This window comes from Singulisphaera acidiphila DSM 18658 (assembly GCF_000242455.2).
Taxonomy (GTDB): domain Bacteria; phylum Planctomycetota; class Planctomycetia; order Isosphaerales; family Isosphaeraceae; genus Singulisphaera; species Singulisphaera acidiphila.
The window spans coordinates 7,227,314-7,244,384 of sequence record NC_019892.1 but is presented as its reverse complement, the minus strand read 5'-3'; the positions used below and the strand labels follow the sequence as shown (position 1 = coordinate 7,244,384).

16 protein-coding genes and 2 pseudogenes are annotated in these 17,071 nt (G+C 57.1%); 7 read left to right on the top strand and 11 right to left on the bottom strand.

Annotated features, from left to right (window positions below):
- Nucleotides 1-38: 38 nt before the first annotated feature.
- Complete coding sequence (locus tag SINAC_RS28350; protein WP_237722899.1) at nt 39-1,151, bottom strand: CPBP family intramembrane glutamic endopeptidase; 1,113 nt, start codon at nt 1,149-1,151, stop codon at nt 39-41.
- Nucleotides 1,152-1,427: 276 nt separating this feature from the next.
- On the opposite strand from SINAC_RS28350, the gene tyrS reads away from it, so the two are divergent.
- From tyrS to SINAC_RS28335, 3 genes are all read left to right on the top strand, one after another.
- Nucleotides 1,428-2,660: a tyrosine--tRNA ligase gene (gene tyrS / locus SINAC_RS28345; protein WP_015249005.1), complete on the top strand. Its 1,233-nt coding sequence runs from the start codon at nt 1,428-1,430 to the stop codon at nt 2,658-2,660.
- 162 nt (nt 2,661-2,822) lie between these two features.
- Nucleotides 2,823-3,887, top strand: a complete 1,065-nt coding sequence (locus SINAC_RS28340; RefSeq protein WP_015249004.1) for a Gfo/Idh/MocA family protein — start codon at nt 2,823-2,825, stop codon at nt 3,885-3,887.
- A gap of 146 nt (nt 3,888-4,033) precedes the next feature.
- Nucleotides 4,034-4,996, top strand: a complete 963-nt coding sequence (locus SINAC_RS28335) for a lysophospholipid acyltransferase family protein (protein WP_015249003.1) — start codon at nt 4,034-4,036, stop codon at nt 4,994-4,996.
- A gap of 205 nt (nt 4,997-5,201) precedes the next feature.
- Here the strand turns inward: SINAC_RS28335 and SINAC_RS28330 are convergent, their stop codons facing one another.
- The 4 genes from SINAC_RS28330 to SINAC_RS28315 form a co-directional block, all read right to left on the bottom strand.
- The gene (locus SINAC_RS28330) at nt 5,202-5,645 is read right to left on the bottom strand and encodes a hypothetical protein (RefSeq protein WP_237722900.1); all 444 of its coding nucleotides are present in this window, start codon (nt 5,643-5,645) and stop codon (nt 5,202-5,204) included.
- 136 nt (nt 5,646-5,781) lie between these two features.
- Nucleotides 5,782-6,873, bottom strand: a complete 1,092-nt coding sequence (locus SINAC_RS28325; RefSeq protein ID WP_015249001.1) for a DUF1559 domain-containing protein — start codon at nt 6,871-6,873, stop codon at nt 5,782-5,784.
- Nucleotides 6,874-7,633: 760 nt separating this feature from the next.
- A complete protein-coding gene (locus SINAC_RS28320; protein WP_015248999.1) occupies nt 7,634-8,095 on the bottom strand; it encodes a hypothetical protein in 462 nt (153 codons plus the stop codon).
- A gap of 79 nt (nt 8,096-8,174) precedes the next feature.
- Nucleotides 8,175-9,254, bottom strand: a complete 1,080-nt coding sequence (locus tag SINAC_RS28315) for a DUF1559 domain-containing protein (protein WP_015248998.1) — start codon at nt 9,252-9,254, stop codon at nt 8,175-8,177.
- 1,088 nt (nt 9,255-10,342) lie between these two features.
- Between SINAC_RS28315 and SINAC_RS28310 the strand changes: the two genes are divergently transcribed.
- The 4 genes and pseudogenes from SINAC_RS28310 to SINAC_RS42000 all read left to right on the top strand — a co-directional run.
- Nucleotides 10,343-10,618 carry a hypothetical protein gene (locus SINAC_RS28310; RefSeq protein ID WP_015248997.1) on the top strand — a complete coding sequence of 92 codons (276 nt, stop codon included), beginning with the start codon at nt 10,343-10,345 and terminating at the stop codon, nt 10,616-10,618.
- Between the two features lie 85 nt (nt 10,619-10,703).
- Entirely contained in the window at nt 10,704-10,997 is a 294-nt protein-coding gene (locus SINAC_RS42010) for an IS3 family transposase (RefSeq protein ID WP_390553823.1), read from the top strand.
- A gap of 229 nt (nt 10,998-11,226) precedes the next feature.
- Nucleotides 11,227-11,310: pseudogene (locus SINAC_RS42005) on the top strand (hypothetical protein); the annotation flags it as partial.
- Nucleotides 11,311-11,326: 16 nt separating this feature from the next.
- Nucleotides 11,327-11,428: pseudogene (locus SINAC_RS42000) on the top strand (integrase core domain-containing protein); the annotation flags it as partial.
- A gap of 248 nt (nt 11,429-11,676) precedes the next feature.
- On the opposite strand, the gene SINAC_RS28305 reads toward SINAC_RS42000, so the two are convergent.
- The 6 genes from SINAC_RS28305 to SINAC_RS28275 all read right to left on the bottom strand — a co-directional run bounded on the left by SINAC_RS28305 (nt 11,677) and on the right by SINAC_RS28275 (nt 17,010).
- On the bottom strand, nt 11,677-12,129 hold the full coding sequence (locus SINAC_RS28305; RefSeq protein WP_015248996.1) for a hypothetical protein: 453 nt from the start codon (nt 12,127-12,129) through the stop codon (nt 11,677-11,679).
- An 80-nt stretch (nt 12,130-12,209) separates the two neighbouring features.
- Complete coding sequence (locus SINAC_RS28300; protein WP_015248995.1) at nt 12,210-13,295, bottom strand: DUF1559 family PulG-like putative transporter; 1,086 nt, start codon at nt 13,293-13,295, stop codon at nt 12,210-12,212.
- Between the two features lie 1,068 nt (nt 13,296-14,363).
- The gene (locus SINAC_RS28290; protein ID WP_244884904.1) at nt 14,364-14,645 is read right to left on the bottom strand and encodes a hypothetical protein; all 282 of its coding nucleotides are present in this window, start codon (nt 14,643-14,645) and stop codon (nt 14,364-14,366) included.
- 115 nt (nt 14,646-14,760) lie between these two features.
- Complete coding sequence (locus tag SINAC_RS28285) at nt 14,761-15,045, bottom strand: hypothetical protein (protein ID WP_015248993.1); 285 nt, start codon at nt 15,043-15,045, stop codon at nt 14,761-14,763.
- Between the two features lie 256 nt (nt 15,046-15,301).
- Entirely contained in the window at nt 15,302-15,769 is a 468-nt protein-coding gene (locus SINAC_RS28280; RefSeq protein WP_020467477.1) for a hypothetical protein, read from the bottom strand.
- Between the two features lie 176 nt (nt 15,770-15,945).
- Nucleotides 15,946-17,010, bottom strand: a complete 1,065-nt coding sequence (locus tag SINAC_RS28275; RefSeq protein ID WP_015248991.1) for a DUF1559 domain-containing protein — start codon at nt 17,008-17,010, stop codon at nt 15,946-15,948.
- Between the last annotated feature and the right edge of the window lie 61 nt (nt 17,011-17,071).

The window sequence follows — 17,071 nt, the reverse complement described above, 5'->3', positions numbered from 1 at the left end:
AGAATCTATTGAACCCAAAAGTGTGGAATTGTTCCGGCCTATCGTGCTTGCAGGGTCCTACTGATCGCCTGTTCCGGAACAATGTCGCTTGAAGGAGGAATGATCTTTGCCTTCTTACTCTCGGCCGGGGCTGTCTTCTTACTCTCAGCCGGGGTCGCCTTCAAATTCTTGGCAGGCGCCTGTTCCCCCCCGATCAGGACCATAATGAAGAGAAGGAGTGTTCCGAGACCATTGAAGAGTGCGTGCATGACCATTGATGCGATCAAACTCCCCGATCGCTCGAAGACATAACCAAGCCCAAGCGAGAGGAAAAAGATCGCCAAAGGGGCGGGCCACTGCGGGAAATGAACCAGAGCGAAGAGGGTCGAGGTGAGTACGATGGGCTGCATCGAGACCCGTTTGGCAACCGTCGAGGAGTCGACGGGACCGGAGGTCGGGAGCGATTCGACGGGGCTGGAGGGGGGTGAGAACGGGTTTTCGTCGAAGCTTGCGACGGAGTCGTTCGCCAAAGTCGAAGCTAACTCGAGGGGAGTTTCACCATCTTGAAGCATCGGAGCTTCGAGCACCACACCTGGTTCTTCGAGCCAGACATGGTGGACCGAATGCGGATTGAAGATCTTCGAAAGCCAGCGCTGAATGACGCCTCGGAAGATCAACTCCTCGGTCGCGGGAGCCAGGAGCACCGCCGAGAGGACTGCCAGCTCGGCGATTCCCATGGACGACTCGTTACGGATCATCTTTTCGAGGGGATGACTCTCCGGCTTCCAGATCAAGATCGCCAGACCATTAAGTGCGTACACAAACGGAGAGACCAAAAAGAAGACCAAGGTCCCCACCAGGAACTGCGGGCCCAGTCGCCAGCGAGCAATACCGAGGTCGGCCAGGCGCGCCCTCGACGTCAATTTCAAAACCAAGGGAATGATCAAAAGCAGGACCCCGTTGATCAACGAGGTCACGACCATCTGTTCCGTGAATCCGAGCGTTCGCGCGACGGCCGGACCGGCCGCCTTGGCGGCTTGTCCGACGACGGGCGTCACGCCTGCCGTCACTTTCAGGTAGATCGTGATCAGGCCGACGTTGACGAGCAGCCAGGCCAATACAGCGAGCAGGACCGAACCCAGGCCCCAAGGGGCGGGCTTTGACTCAATCAATCGCGGAATTATGGCTTGACCGTTTTGAAGGCGCCAGATTACCCAGCTCCAAGATCCAACAACTCCACAAAAAATCAAGAAAAAGATCAGGAGGAGGAACAGGCTCGCAAGCATGGAAGGAACGGGCATCGGGCTCGGGACCCCGCGGGCGCACGAATGTCAAGTGTCGAAGTCTCATCGTAACACAGCGGTGTTCTCATCGGCCACCTTGCCCGAAATCGCCCGACTCCCTAAAATCGGCGATCGCGACCGCACCCGAAGGAGTTCATTCCGCCGATGACGGATGTTGATGCTCAGCTTCAGATACTACGACGTGGCGTCGAGGCGATCGTCCCGGAAGGGGAATTCGTCAAGATGCTCGAACGATCGATCCGTGACAACGTACCCCTCCGAGTGAAGTATGGGATCGATCCTACCGGGATCAACGTCCACCTCGGGCATACCGTACCGCTCCGGAAACTCCGCCAGTTCCAGGAGTTGGGGCACACGGCCGTCATCATTATCGGCAACTACACCGCCTTGGTGGGCGACCCGTCGGGACGCGACGAAACGAGGGCGAGCCTGACCGAAGCCCAGGTGGCAGAGAACGCCAAGGATTACCTCCGCCAGGTCGGGCGGATTATCGACCTCTCCAAGGCTGAGGTCCACCACAACGGCGACTGGTTCTCGAAGTGGTCGTTCCTCGACGTCCTCGACCTCACCCGCAAGATGACTCTCGGGCAGATCTCGGCCCGAGACGACTTTGCCAAACGGATCGCCGCCGAGAAACCGGTTTACCTGCACGAATGTCTCTACCCGCTGATGCAAGGTTGGGACTCGGTCGAGATCCGGGCCGATGTTGAGCTCGGCGGCACTGAGCAACTGTTTAGCCTGATGGTCGCTCGCGACTTGCAGCATTCGCAAGGCCAGCGCCCGCAAGTGGCCCTGACGATGCCGATCCTGGTCGGCACCGACGGCACCAGGCGGATGGGGAAGAGCCTGGGTAACGACATCGGGATCGGGCTCGCGGCGAACGACCTGTTCGGCAAGCTGATGAGCATTCCCGACGAGCCGATCCGGCAGTATCTGACTCTCCTGACCGACATCCCGATGAATGAGATCGACGGCTTCTTCCAGCCGGGCGTCAACCCGCGGAACGTCAAGGAGCAGATGGCCAAGGCGATCATCTCAGGTCTTGTCTCCTCCGAAGAGGCCGACCTGGCTGCCGCAGAGTTCCGCAAACGAGCCAAGGGTGAAGACCCCTTGGAAATCCCCGAGGTCCAGGTCCCCGCCGACCAGCTCGACGGCGACGGGCGGATGCAGATCCCCCGCCTGATCGTCACTCTGGGCCTGGAGAGTAGCACGTCGAACGCGCGTCGCGTGATCGACGGAGGGGGCGTCACCATCGGCCCCGATCGCGACGTCATCAAAGATCCGAAGGCCTTGATCGACGTGACCGACGGCCTGATCGTCCGCGTCGGCAAACATAAAATTGTGAGAGTTCGTCGATCCCCCGCCTCGAGCGATTGACTTTCGCGTGAATCAAGAGACCGACCGTGCCGGGTGGTTGGGGGCCGTCTTCGGCCCCCGGCGCGTGGGCCAGTCGCCTTTGACCCGCCGCCTTAAGGCGTGAGCGAAACGTAGGTAAATCGCCATATTTCTTGAAGTATCTAAACGCCGGAGCCATTCGGGATGAGTCAGCACGGTTTCGGAATCATCGGCTGCGGCATGATCGCCGAGTTCCACACGCGCGCCATCAACGAAATCGAAGGGGCCCGCGTTGTCGCGGCCTTCAGTCGTTCCGAATCTAATGGCGCCAAGGTCGCGGCCTTAGCCGGTGGCGACTGCACCATCTACGACGATCTCGATCAGATGCTCGCCCGGCCCGACATTGATGTTGTCTGCATATGTACCCCCAGCGGCGCCCACCTCGATCCGGCCGTGAAAGCCGCGCGGGCAGGCAAGCATGTAGTTGTCGAGAAGCCGCTTGAGATCACCTTGCCCCGGTGTGACGCCATCATTCGCGCCTGTGAAGAGGAGGGAGTCCGACTCTGCACGATCTTTCCGTCGCGGTTCACACCCGCCAACATCGCCCTGAAGCAGGCCATTGAAGACGCCCGATTCGGCCGGCTCACCTTGGGCGATACTCACGTCAAGTGGTGGCGGACCCAGGAGTACTACGACTCGGGCGGATGGCGAGGGACCTGGGAACTCGACGGCGGCGGTGCCTTGATGAATCAGGCGATTCACAATGTCGATCTTCTCTACTGGCTGATGGGGGACGTCGACTCAGTCCAGGCCTTGACCGCCACCCTCGTCCACGACCGGATCGAGGTTGAGGACACCGCCGTCGCCGCCTTACGGTTCAAGAACGGAGCGCTCGGGATCATCGAAGCCGCGACCAGCGCCTACCCGGGTCTGCTCAAGCGAACCGAGATCCACGGTGAATTCGGTTCCGCGCGAGTCGAGCAGGACGACGTCACCCTCTGGTCGTTCGCCACCGAGGCCCCTGGCGATGACCTGATTCTCGAAGCCTTGAGCGGGGCGACCGGTTTCACCGCCGGTGCGAGCGATCCGCGTGGCATCAACCACGCGGGCCATCGCGATCAGCTCGCCGACTTCCTCAAAGCGATCGACACCGGCGGCATCCCCCGAGTCGATGGTCGCGAAGGACGAAAGTCCGTCGAAATCATCCGCGCCATTTACCGGTCGGCGAAGACAGGCCAAGCCGTTCGTCTTCCACTCAATGACGCATGATAACCAGTCCATAGATCGGCCGTATTTCCAGGAACCCGGTCACTGGGATTTTTCCTGGCTTCTCCGCCGTTGGGATTCACCCCCGCAGCCCACCGGAACCACCATTTCAACCCTCGGGGTTCTTCCTCAGTTCGATGGAGTGACTGATGCGAAAACGCCCCCCCCTGCTCGACTATGCCGTCTACCTGGTCGTGCGCCTGATCGTCGGGTTTGCCCAGGCGCTCTCGATCGAGCAGTCGTACGCCTTCGCTCGGCTCCTTGCAGCAATTCTTTACCGCGTGGACAAACGACACCGCCAGGTCGGGATGGATAACCTCAAAATCGCCTTTGGCGACCGCTACACCGAAGCCCAGCGCGATCTGATCGTGCGCGACGTCTATCGCCATTTCTGCATGATGCTGATGGAGATCCTTCACATCCCCCGGAAACTCCATCCGACAACCTGGCGGGATCGGATCACGCTCGTCGGCCAGGAGAAGATCCAAGTTCTCGACCGCCTGCTGAACGGCGGTCCCGTCATCATGCTGACGGGGCACTACGGCAACTGGGAGATGGCAGGCTACCTCTTCGGCGTCTTCGGCTTCCCCCCGAACTCCGTTGCGAGGGCGCTGGACAACCCGTATCTCGATCGCTTCCTGAAGTCGTTCCGCGAGCGAACCGGCCAGAAGATGATCCCCAAGACCGGTGGCTACGACGAGATGCTCGACGTCCTCCGGAGCGGAAAACTGTTGTCCTTCCTGGCCGACCAGGACGCAGGCCAGAATGGGATGTTCGTCGACTTCTTCGGTCGCCCCGCTTCCACTCACAAGGCAATCGCCTTGCTCGCGATCGAACATCACGCACCGGTCGTTGTTGGCTACGCGCGCCGGGTCGGACCGGGGTTCCGCTATGAAGTGGGCTGCGACGTCATCATCGATCCCGACGAGTTGACCGGGACCGCCGACGATGCCCGCCTCATCACTCAGCGCTTCACCACTGCGCTCGAGACAATTATCCGTCGCGATCCGTCGCAGTACCTCTGGCTCCATCGACGCTGGAAACATCAGCCGAAGAAGAGGGTGGGTCGCAAAGCCGCTGAAGCCCCAAGCAGCGAGTCCTCGGGCGCTTAACGAGAGTGCAACCGTTGGAATGCCTGCCCCATTGGATCGACAAGGAGGCCGTGGGATACCGCAAATGACTTACACGCAACAATTCACGTACTGTGATTTTATTTGGTTAGAAAATGCTTAAAAAAAAGAACCCGTATCGTTTTGAGATACGGGTTTCGGCAATCGGACCAAGGCGGAAGCCCGGAGCGTTCGATTTCGCTTTGACTCACTTCGCGGTACTTCCGGAGCCAGCCGCCTTCGGGGCGGTCTTGAATGCCTCGGTAGTCAACTTCTTGACGGTCGTCCCGTCTTGCATGAGGACATACCCGCCGGCCTCGGGGGCTTCCTTCTCATAGGCGATGATCTTGTCCGACGCTCCGTCCACGAAGGGAGTGCTCCAGATCACCACGATGCTCCCCTGCTTGACCTTCGCGAAGCCACTTGGGAAGCCCACTTCGTATGAGGCCAGATCCGACGCCTTGGCAGGGGCCTTGTTGCTATGATTGGCCTTGTAGAGGCGGAGCAATTCGGCCACTTCCTCGACGCTGTTTCGCCTGACTTGCTCCGCTGCGTCGTCAGGGGGCAAACTCTCCTGCCCTGAATTGCAGCCGGTCAACAGTAATCCAACCATCAAGCCGCACGTCAAGCGAATTCCGCCGCGAGCCATCATGCGAACTCCATAAAAGCAAGGGGCGGCCCGACAGTCGGGCCGCCCTGGATTCGTTGAATTCGATGTCCAACCCCAGTCCAGAGACCCGTTCGCTCGTGAGTTCCACGAGATCGACCAGGTCTACAGCCCTGGAATCTTAGAACGCATCAGAACTCACGATTTCAGCCCCGGCCCTGGATCCGAGTGCCCGCCAAGTATCGAGATTCACTGTGCTCTTGACGAACCGAACCGAACCGTCCGCGAAGCCGACGTTGACTCCTCCGGAGTGGTAGCTCCGCGCGGCCATGTGGGCGGCCGTGATCGACGAGTCTCCACAATCGAGCCCGGTATAGTTCGGGGGAACCGTGTGCGTGTAGTTCGTGGTTTGCGGAATCCAGCGGTAGTATTGATTCCCACGGTAACCGATTCGGCTCGTGATGGTCTGGCAGCTTGCTCCGGGAGTTAGACGGCCCGCCGCTGTGGAAAAGTCACCGTCGCTTCCCAGTTGAACGGGATCGATCTTATTGGTCTGGTCGATCGCCGGCATCGTGCTGCTGAAGCGAGACTGCTTGATCTCGGAGTACATCGCCGTGTTCGAGGTGCCGTCGACAATTTCCGAGAGCTTGGTTCCCAGGCACATCCGATAGGAAGGATTGAGCTGCGTCCCTGCCGGGTCGAGGTATTGGGGCTGGCTCGAATCGTAGCGAACCTGGAAAAGACCAATCACATTCGCATTGGTTTCCGAATTCGCAGTGCCCAGGTTGTAGTACTGCCCGGCGGAGTTCCCCAGGCTGGCGTAGTAATTCAAGTGACCGCAATTCCGACCGCTCCCGCCGGGGTCCAGTTGACTCCCGACCCCTGGGTCAGAAGGGCACAGGTAGGTGCTCACCTGCTGCAATCGGCCTGTCTGGTTGATATTGTTGGTATTGCAGTCGACCGTGAAGTTCCACGTATTAAAGAGGTTCCCCTGCTCCAAGAACTGGAGCATATACGCCTGCCCATTCACCCGGCTGCCGCCTCCGTTGATCGGATTCGGTCCCCAATTGGGGGGCAACGTGGAATTGGTCGACTCGAAATTCAGAGCGGCCAACCCCATCTGCTTTAGATTATTCGTGCATTGCGATCGACGCGCCGCTTCTCGTGCGGCTTGAACGGCAGGCAGGAGCAGTGCAATCAAGACTGCGATAATGGCGATGACAACCAAGAGCTCGATGAGCGTGAAACCTCGACGAAGACGAACGCGCTGCATGTACAAACTCCCGCCGAAAATGGAGGACAAAGTCGAAGTTGGGATTTCCCAACATTCGAACCCGACCCGGTCCTGACTGAGAAAAAATGATCTTGAAAGAAATTGATGAACAACCAATTGCCACAGCCGGACAACCCGTGAGTGGCTACCCACGGCAAATACAAACGAAAGGGGGGGGAGGGTTTCGTCTGAGCCTTCACTGGAAGGCAGTGAATCGGCAATGGCATCACTACCAGACTATTCTAGACTTCAACGAGTAAAATGAAAAGTGGTCATGCCCAGGTGAGATTGCGAATTCTCGGACCGGGCAACGCCTATTGTCACAGGGCGATGATAACCAAAGGTTATGAGCCGGAGTAAACGCGTTTGCGAGCGTTGTCGTTTACTTCGGCGGCAAGGTGTTTGTCCTTCAGGTCGACCTGCAGCAATCTTTATAAACTCGAATCCACAGGCTTTACTTGGCGAATTTCTACCAAAGGATAAACGCGACTTGGACCATTGCAATGAAGTTCTGGTATTTCCAGGAGGCAACCTGCAAGAGTGGTTTTCAGCGAATTTTGGGGAAAGGCCTCCATATCTGCCCGAATCCATGCTTGCCTGAATCCATCAATAGTTGCGTAATGGCCCGGCGGTACGTAGTGGCATCAATTGGATCACCCGCTCCCAGATGAATTTTGCGTCACGCGAACTCAAGCGGGTGGTGCCGGACGACACACGAGGACGTATCGACTCACCGGAAACCACCCGCCGCTTGATCACTCTACTTGGGCTTCTTCGCCGTTGCCGCAGCCTCGTCAGACGAGCTCGTTCCTGCCAGCTTGGCGGCCTTGAACTCATCCGATGTCATCGCCTTGATGGTACGGTTCAGCATCAAGACTTGGCCCCCGGACTCGGGAACCTTCTTTTGGTAAGCCAGGACCTCATCCCCCGGTCCCTTCCCCGGCCCCTCGTCTGTGTTGGGAAGAGTGGCTCCAAAACGGACGACAACTTCTCCCTTGGTGACGGCGGCAACGCCGAGCGGACTCATCGGTTCCATCGGCGCGAAGTCGGCGAGCTTTGCGGGAGGCTTCTTGAACTGAATCGTGTACACCCGGTACAGTTCAGCCACATCATTCAGAGCATTTTGCTCCATATCGCTCTCGGTCGCCGGCTTGTTTTCGGTGCCGCCGCAGCCGACCGTCACGAAGCTGAGAAAGATGACCTTAAACCAGTGATGTCGCATCCACGCCTTCCTTACCAAAAAAGAAGGGGGACGTTCAAAAGTCCCCCCCACTTCAAGTCTTGACCACTTGGACCACGACTCAGTATGAGTCGGCGCTAATCACCTCTCCGCCACCGCGACTTCCAAGAGCCAAGAACGTAGCCTTGTTCACACTATCCTTGATGAACCTGACTGAGCCATCGCCAAAGCCGACGTTGGCCCCCCCGGAGTGCTTGCTGCGAGGCGCCTGGTGCGTTCTGGCGTAACTTACATCGCCGCAATCGTACATTTTGCTGTTCGGGGTCAAGGTGTGCGTGTAGTAACCCTGCTGCGGAAGATACCGATAGTACTGCTGGTTATGATAGTAGATGCGTGTCGAATAGCCGCTCCCGTTGAACGTACAATTCGGCGCAACCTGGTTGGGAACGACGCTTGAAAGGATATAGACGTTCGTGTAATCATAGGGATCGACGCCGCCCAGATTGCCGCCAACCGACGTCGTCGAAGGAGCATTGCCCCGAAACGATTCGGAGTACATGCCGGTATTGCTGGTTCCGTCAACCAAGGCGGCGATGGTCACAGGGGTGGCTTGAAGGTAGTCAGCGTTGAACAACCCGGTTACCGGATTGGTCTGCAGCGGCCCCTTGTCCAACGTAATGCTGAAAATGCCGGCCATCCCAATGTTCGGCTCCAGAACCGAAGCTCCATTGGTTGTCAGAGATGCCGAAGCCCCAAGGCTCGCAACATAATTGGTATATCCCATGTTGACAAACTTGGTGCTCGAGGGGTCAGAGGGACAAACGAACCCCGAAACAATTTGGGACTGCGCGGTGTTGTTGGCAACAGTGGTTGCACCGTATAAATTCATGTCCAATGCAAGATTGAACGCCGCAAACATCGCGGACTGCTCAAGAAAGGGGAGAATCATAATCATCGCATTCGCACGATTTCCTCCCGCCGCAGTCGGAAAGGGACCATAGCCTGGCGGGAACTTGGAGTTGACGGACTCGAAATTCAGCGCCGCCAGTCCCAGTTGTTTGATGTTGTTGGTGCATTGGGAACGGCGGGCCGCCTCGCGAGCCGCCTGAACGGCCGGCAAAAGCAGGGCGATCAGCACTGCGATGATCGCAATGACCACCAACAACTCAATCAGCGTAAAACCTCGACGATGGCGTCTCATTGAGAAAACTCCAAAAACAGGGGAGGGTACAAACATATACAATATCAACATCAAGATGTCTGCCAACCACGCTCGAAAGCTTGATTAACAACCTACTTGAACGGAAGAGCAAAACGACGACGACGTCGTTCTGGAGAGGTCCCTGGTATTAGATACTGTAAAAGCGGACGTATTTGAAGAAACGAATATTTTCGAGGAGAGTTCGAAATGCTTCGTGGGAGGTAATAACGATTCCGCATTCATTGCATCTTGGATAGGAACCCAAGAGGAGAGACTAGACATTATTGTTCTGGGGTGGGTCCAATTTCAAGCCACCTCGAACAAAAATAAGGTTTTTGGAAAAATCAAGCCCTTACCGCGTTCTTTTGGCAATCAACCGTACCACGCTTTAATTGCTCGAGCTAAGGCACTCGACCCATGTTGATAATTTACAACTTCTTCGCGATCCTCACGGAAGCTTGCCCCGTGCGTCGTCATTATCTCAACCATAGCTTGGAGTTCCCGAGCCCGTGGAAATCACCGAGATCCGCAAGCTGACCTTGCTAATCGTTGCCTCCGACCGGCAGCCTTGAATATTTCGAGCGTTCTCTGAACAAAGGAGGCCCACATGACCATTACGTTTTATTGGCAATAAACGGCCATTTTTGGCAAAATCTCAGCTCGGGCCGCTGATTATCCGTGAATACGAAAGGGGGTATGGGGTGGTAAGCGAACCGAAGTTAGTTCGGGCGAGGTGTCACCAAACCCAAATCGTTACGAGCCTGACAGGGCTCAGAACGGCGGCATTCTGAACATCCGTCTCCTGATGGCAGTGGTCAAGCAACCCGGGTTCTCCCGTACTTTTGATGACAATTGCTTGACTACTGCCACGTTGACCAGTCTGTAGCGGGTCTCCCACTCGTGGAACTTGCTGGCGGCCACGCCGAGCCAAGTGATGAAGCGTTGGAGGGGATCTCGGTGCGTTCAGCCCAGTGTCGGAGAAGTCGATGATGGAGTCACGGGTGTCATGGGGAACCCATAACCTGCTCCCCAATAATTGGTCCACCTGAAATGGAAGTCCCCGGGTAGACTGAGCCCAGGAGGATTCCATGAAGAAGCGACGGAGCGCCGACGAGGTGGCTCGCCTGCTGCGCGAGGCCGCCCGCGATCTCGCTAACGGGCGAAAAATTTCGGATATTCTTAAAAAAACAGATGCCACTGAGACGACGTACTACCGTTGGCGGCAAAAGCACAATCCCGCCCAGGTTGACATGGACAGGCGTTGTCGCCACTGGGAGGGGGAGATCGAGCGGCCCAAGCGAATCGTCGCCGAATTGATGCTCGACAAGCAAATGCTCCAGGAGGTCGCCAAAAAAAAGTGGTGACTCCCGACCAGCAACGAGCCGTAGCGGACGTCCTCAAGGAGAAGTTCACCGTCTCGGAACGGCGGATCGGAACGGTCCTGGGGCGATCCCGATCGACGAACCGTCGCTGGTTCGCGAGAGCCAGCGTCTGGCCCGGCGGCACGCCCGGTTCGGCTACCGCCGGTTTCACGCGATGCTGGTCCGCAAGGAATGGTCAACGAACCTCAAACGAGTGCATCGGCTCTGGGGCAAGTTGAGCCTCAAACGCCCCATTCGCCTGCGGAAGACCAGGAAAACCGGCCCGAAACCGGGCGTGGGGGCCAACACCTGCAAGGCGAAGCCGGCGCAGTTCAAAAACGATGCCTGGGCATACGATTTCATTCATGATCGGACGGTGTGAGGGCGTCCGATCAAGTGGTTGAGCCTGGTAAACAACAGATCAGGAATCGCCAGGTCCTGCACGCGGACGTTCGGCTAGGCGGGTCTGATATGAGGTGACTCCTGGGACGGGTCGTCGGCCGCCGTGGCACACCGAAGATGATCCGAAGCGACAACGGCTCAAAGTTCGCCTGCAAGGCCCTGGCCGACTGGTTGCCGAGGGTTAGGACGGAGCCGATCCCAGTGGCCCTTGGCAGAACGGCTACATGGAATCGTTCCACAGCCGTGTTCGCGGCGAGTTCCTGGAGCGTCACGAGTCTGAATCGGTAGCGGACGCTCGCAAAGGCGTCGTGGTTCCGCCGGGAATACAACCATGTCCGTCCGCACAGTTCGCTCGGATATGCGACGCCAAGCAAGCTTTCCGCCGCTTGCGAAACGAAGAAGGGAGTTTAATTAACACAAATTTCTCGATATGAATGTATTTCAACTATTCAATGCGTATTCCCATTTCCCCTGGACCAAAAAACGGGGAGCAGACCATGGGACGAAGGCACCTCGCGCCAGACCACCCAGCCTGTACATTTATGCGTGCTGGCCTTGGGTGCCCTCCCCCCAGAGTATTGCGTTACGCGGAATTCAAGCGGGCGGTCTCTCATGACGTACGAGTCACTCGCCTGGAGGCCACCCGCCGCTTGATCGCTCTACTTGGGCTTCTTCGCCGTTGCGTCGGACGAGCTCGTTCCGGCCAGCTTCGCAGCCTTGAACTCTTCTGAGCTCATCGGCTTTATGGTCCGGTTCAGCATCAGAACTTGGCCCCCGGACTCGGGAACCTTCTTTTGGTAAGCTAGGACCTCATCCCCCGGCCCCTTCCCCGGCCCCTCGTCTGTGCTGGGAAGAGTAGCACCGAAACGGACGACAATTTCTCCCTTGGTGATGGCGGCGAGACCGGTCGGGCTCATTTGCTCCATCGGCAAAAAGTCGGCGAGCTTTGTGGGAGGCTTTTTGTACTGGGCCACGTAAACCCGATAGAGTTCAGCGACATCATTCAGAGCGGTCTGCTCCATGTCGCTTTCCGTCAATGGCTTGTTTTCGGGACCGCCGCAGCCAATCATGATGAAACCGAGAACGACGACCTTGAAAAAGCGATGTCGCATCAACCCATTCCTTACCAATAAAAGAAGGGGGACGTTCAAAGGTCCCCCCACATTGAAGCCTCGACCATTTTCCTCGCGGCTCAATACGAGTCGGCGCTGATCACTTCTCCGCCGCCGCGGCTTCCAAGCGCCAAGAACGTGGCTGGGTTCACGCTGTCCTTGATGAACTTGACCGAGCCATCGGCAAAGCCGACGTTGGCACCCCCGGAGTGCTTGCTGCGTGGGGCTTGGTGCGTTCTGTTGTAGCTAGTATCGCCACAATCATACAGCTTACTGTTCGGTGTAAGTGTATGGGTGTAGTAGCCGTTCTGCGCAATTCCTCGGTAGTACTGCTGATTGTGGTAATAGATCCGGGTCGAATATCCGCTTCCATTGAACGTGCAGTTGGGAGCGGCCTGGAGCGGAACGACCGATGAGAGAATGTATACGTTCACCTTATCATAGGGATCGACACCGCCCAGATTGCCGCCAACTGATGTTGTGCTGGAGGCCGTGCCTTTGAACGACTCTGAATAAAGCCCAGTGTTGCTGGTTCCGTCGGTCAAAGCGGCAACAGTAACCGGCGTGGGCTGGAGATACTGAGGGTTGAGCTTAGTGTTACCCGGAGCATCCAAATATTGCAACGGGGTTTTATCCATGGTGATATTGAAGGGCCCCGCCATCCCGATATTTGGTTCCAACACTGACGTGCCATTGGTTGTCATGGCTGCCGAAGAACCAAGGCTTGCACAGTAATTGGTGTAGCCAACGTTGGCAAACTTTGTATTAGAGGGGTCAGACGGACATACGAATGCCGAGACAATCTGGCTCTGGGCTGTATAATTGGCGTCCGTTGGTGAATATAGGTTGATATTGAACGTAAGGTTGAACGCGGAATACATCGAGGCCTGCTCGAGGAATGGGAGGACCATCACGAGCGAATTCGCACGTGTACCAGAGACGGCGTCGGTCGGATAGGGCCCCCAGCCGGGGGGATACTTGGAGTTGGCGGACTCAAAATTGAGCGCGGCAAGCCCCAGTTGTTTAAGATTATTCGTGCACTGCGCACGGCGAGCGGCCTCTCGTGCTGCCTGAACGGCCGGCAAGAGTAGTGCAATCAGGACTGCGATGATGGCAATGACCACCAACAATTCGATGAGCGTAAAACCTCGACGGCAGCGTATCATTGTGAAAGCTCCAACACAGTGGGGGTAAAACGAATACGGCATAATCATCAAGAAATTTGCCAATCATGCCTAAAAGCTTGATCGACAAATTACTTGAAACGAAAAATAAAACGACGACATCGTCGTTCTAGGTCAGTCTCTGGCAAAAGTCCAGCGAAAACAGACATATTTTAGTAGAAGCGAGCGTCTTCTGGGGAGTGTCCGAAATGGTTCGTGAAGGTTATATCGATCACGTGCTGAGAGCTTCTTGGTAAGAACCCAAGAGGAGAGACTAAATATTATTGCTCTGGATTTGGTCGAAAATCAACCTATCTCGTACCAAAAAACCAAAATGCGGCCTTCGGATGAATTGCAATCCCAGACCCGATTGCCGGAAATCGAGGAAAACTGAGTTTAATGCCTCCTTTTCGAACCACCTACTGATCGCTGCGCACACAAAGAAGGTCAAGTTTTCAGAGAGCCGGTTTCTGACGTGGCCAGATTCCATTTACTTGAGAAACCCCTGCGTTTTCCGAGGAAAACGGTCTAACACCCGTTGGAACCCCCAAAAAACACGACCTGAAAACTTTGACCGTCTTTGCGCAGCGGTCAGGAATCCCTGTTGAAAAATCGCAACACTCCGCGATTTTCTCCAGTCCTCGCCTCTTACTGCTCACGATAAGAACGTGGAATCAGCAGTGGTATAAAAGCTGAAGCCGCTGAGAGTCGCTTATGAACTATGGGTTTAGTGGTATCTGAAAATCACCGATATGTCAGGCGACATTAATTTAACCCCTCTCGTCTGAACAAAACCCCACATTCCTCTAGCCTGACACTACCGGATTGCAGGTTTCGGGCTTCTGAGGCCCATTCGTGAGGTGGAGACCATCAGGTTGAGGAGCCCGTGTTCATGGTAACGCTTGCCGTTGAGCCAATGGGCGGGGCTCTCAAAAGTCCGAGGGAACTTACCCCGCGGCGCATACGGCCGGAACTCCTCAGCGGTAGCGGCCCGGTGGATCTTCAGGAACCCGTGCAAGAAACAGAGAACCATCGTGATCCCAGGAAATCACGCTTGGAACGCATTCCGCGTCACCGCCCAGCCGTCTGTGTTGACCGTTTCGGGAGCGTAATTGGGTTCGGGCTCCCGCGCCTCGGCCGCGAAGACGCCGTCGGCCTCTCGGAGATGGCCGTCAGCGCGCCCCACAGGACACAGCCACTACCCACGGTCGTTGCGGCGTAGCCCTTCTTGCCAGCCCAGTCGGCGTAATGCTCGTCCGCCACCAAATGCGTGGGCAATCGGGCTGCGTCGCGGACGGTGGTCCCCACCAGGCTGCTCCGGCCCAACCGCTCGACGACACGATGCCAGTACATCTCGCTGTGACCGAAGCCAATCTTCAACAGTCAAGGGGGGACGCCATGTGCCGCGAGCAGCAGAGGATACCCCAACTCATCAACGGTCCCGGCGATGAGGCCGGGGCGGAGCCAGTTAGGAAGAGCCGTCGTCAGTAACGATCTTCCGCAGCTTCAGCCCAGGAAGCTTGCGAGACTCGCGGCCGAACCCGTGAAGGCGATAACCCTGGTCGAAGTCCGGTGGGAACGGTTCCGGGGCCGAGTGGGCCCAGCCGTCGACAGTAGCGCATAGGCGGGCGGGATCGTGCCAGATCTCGTCGTAGAGCCGCCGGCTCATGGGGATGACGATCTGCTTGGCGCCGCGCGGTGCTTGAGGGTTTCGTTCACGATTGAGCCGCCAGGTCTTCGGTTGAGCGTCCATCTTTGAGGTCCTCTTCCGTGGTAAGAAAAGGATGAAGAAGATGTCGCCGGCCGGATACCCGGCACTTCAAATACATGCATTCCGCTCGAGTCAGGAAAATTGATTCCGAATCGATTCAAATCAGCAGGCAATCGTCCCCTCGCGAAAGGAGACGATCACCTACCAGTTTGTTTGTCTATCCTCGTGTCAGAGGACGCAGCACAAGAAATCCAGGCGGGGATTTTGCCAAGCCGACGATGCAAACTTGGAGGCGGGATTAAGGGGTGGCCTTGGTGGTCCCAGTGCTGGACGAGGTGGGAGCGGCTTTGGGAGCCGACTTGAATTCTTCAGGGGTCATTTTCTTGATTGCGCGATTGGTCAAGAGGACATAACCCCCTTCCTTGGGCGTCTTGGACTCAAACGCAAGGATTTTGTCAGACTTCGCCTCAGGAAAAACAGCCTCCGGCTCAAGAAGTTCGCCCTCCCAAAAAACCTCGAGCTCGCCATTCTTGAGCCCAAGGAGGGCCATCGGGTAGCCCGCCTCGTACTCGCGAAGATCGGTGAGCTTCTTGGGGGATGATTTCTTGGCCAAGACGTAGGTTCGGTAGGCTTCACCCAACTCGCGGAGATTGATGCTCTCAATCACTTCCTGGGTTGGGGCAGGCGTTGACGAGCCACAACCTGCCGCGAAAAGAGTGGAGGCCCCGGCCAGGAACAGGCCAGCCACCCAGAGTCTTCGTTGCATTTTCATCACTTTCCGGAAGGGTTGACCTCACTCAGGGGCGGCGATTCACCCAGATGCAGTGCTGACTCGACAAGCCTTTGGTGAAAAGAAAACGTGACTTGTCGAGCGAGCACAACCTCCCTTTGCCCGTTACCTGAAGGCGAAGCGGACTTCGGCGCCCCTGGTGAGAAAAGCTCTTAGAGACTGTCGGCGCTGATGATCTCGCCTCCCGCCCGAGAGCCCAGGGCTCGCCAGGTGGGTAGAGAGATGGAATCCTTGAAGAAACGTACGGAGCCGTCGCAGAACGCGGCATTGGCCCCCCCGGAATGGAAGCTCCGAGCGGCGATGTGACCGTTGAGGAGCGAGTCCGAGGCGCAGTCACGGATCTTCGAGTTGGGCGTCATCGTATGAGAATACAAATGGGTCCAGCAGACGCCCGAGCGATAATACGACTGACCGCGATACGTGCCGTAATTCGACGGCGTCAAGGTCGCACATCCGGCGTCAGGAACCTGGTTGTTGATCGAAGCCAAACGGACCACCGCCAACGGGTCGCTCGGCGGGAGGTCTGCGAGTCCGCCGGTCGTACCGCGCGACCTTCGGATCTCCGACCACATTGCGGTATTGCTGGTCCCGTCAGTAATCTCCGCAAGCTTGGAAGGTTTGCACACGCGGAAATTAGGGTTTGTCGTCGCGTTCCCAGTCCGATCCAGAGCGGGGAAGCTGAAAGGGCCGAAATTGGCCGTATTAGCTTCCTGGTAGGCCGCGGCTGTAGTCCCAGGCCCCTCAGGCGACGCGGAGGCGCCACTGCTAATCATATAATTGTTGTATCCAAGAGGCAGGCCCGCCGCGCCCCCGACCAACCGAACACTTTGGGGATCGGAAGGGCAGATGTAGCTGCTAATGAGCTGCGTCTGGGCCGTGAGATTGCCCCGGTTCGTGTGCACGTCGATATCAAAATTAAACGCGTTATACATGGCGGCCTGCTCGATGAACGAGAGGATCAAGGCCTGGGTGCTCGGCCGGCTGCTCCCCGAATCTGCAAACGCGTAAGGGCCGTAAGCCGGAGGCAGGTGGCTGTTGACGTTCTCGAAGTTCAGGGTCGCCAAGGCGATTTGCTTGAGGTTGTTGGTGCATTGGGAACGACGGGCCGCCTCGCGAGCCGCCTGAACGGCCGGAAGCAGAAGGGCAATCAACACTGCGATGATCGCGATGACAACCAGCAACTCGATCAAAGTAAACCCACGACGAACACGACTCATGCCTGGACTCCGGAATGAAGTAGGAGGGGGAAACGACCTTGTCGTCCACAAAAGCTTCACA

What these genes read in the sequence shown, in the direction of transcription:
- tyrS (WP_015249005.1), top strand. Translation starts at nt 1,428, where the DNA reads ATGACGGATGTTGATGCTCAGCTTCAGATACTACGACGTGGCGTCGAG.
- SINAC_RS28340 (WP_015249004.1), top strand. Translation starts at nt 2,823, where the DNA reads ATGAGTCAGCACGGTTTCGGAATCATCGGCTGCGGCATGATCGCCGAG.
- SINAC_RS28335 (WP_015249003.1), top strand. Translation starts at nt 4,034, where the DNA reads ATGCGAAAACGCCCCCCCCTGCTCGACTATGCCGTCTACCTGGTCGTG.
- SINAC_RS28330 (WP_237722900.1), bottom strand. Translation starts at nt 5,645, where the DNA reads ATGATGGCTCGCGGCGGAATTCGCTTGACGTGCGGCTTGATGGTTGGA.
- SINAC_RS28325 (WP_015249001.1), bottom strand. Translation starts at nt 6,873, where the DNA reads ATGCAGCGCGTTCGTCTTCGTCGAGGTTTCACGCTCATCGAGCTCTTG.
- SINAC_RS28320 (WP_015248999.1), bottom strand. Translation starts at nt 8,095, where the DNA reads ATGCGACATCACTGGTTTAAGGTCATCTTTCTCAGCTTCGTGACGGTC.
- SINAC_RS28315 (WP_015248998.1), bottom strand. Translation starts at nt 9,254, where the DNA reads ATGAGACGCCATCGTCGAGGTTTTACGCTGATTGAGTTGTTGGTGGTC.
- SINAC_RS28310 (WP_015248997.1), top strand. Translation starts at nt 10,343, where the DNA reads ATGAAGAAGCGACGGAGCGCCGACGAGGTGGCTCGCCTGCTGCGCGAG.
- SINAC_RS28305 (WP_015248996.1), bottom strand. Translation starts at nt 12,129, where the DNA reads ATGCGACATCGCTTTTTCAAGGTCGTCGTTCTCGGTTTCATCATGATT.
- SINAC_RS28300 (WP_015248995.1), bottom strand. Translation starts at nt 13,295, where the DNA reads ATGATACGCTGCCGTCGAGGTTTTACGCTCATCGAATTGTTGGTGGTC.
- SINAC_RS28290 (WP_244884904.1), bottom strand. Translation starts at nt 14,645, where the DNA reads ATGTACTGGCATCGTGTCGTCGAGCGGTTGGGCCGGAGCAGCCTGGTG.
- SINAC_RS28285 (WP_015248993.1), bottom strand. Translation starts at nt 15,045, where the DNA reads ATGGACGCTCAACCGAAGACCTGGCGGCTCAATCGTGAACGAAACCCT.
- SINAC_RS28280 (WP_020467477.1), bottom strand. Translation starts at nt 15,769, where the DNA reads ATGCAACGAAGACTCTGGGTGGCTGGCCTGTTCCTGGCCGGGGCCTCC.
- SINAC_RS28275 (WP_015248991.1), bottom strand. Translation starts at nt 17,010, where the DNA reads ATGAGTCGTGTTCGTCGTGGGTTTACTTTGATCGAGTTGCTGGTTGTC.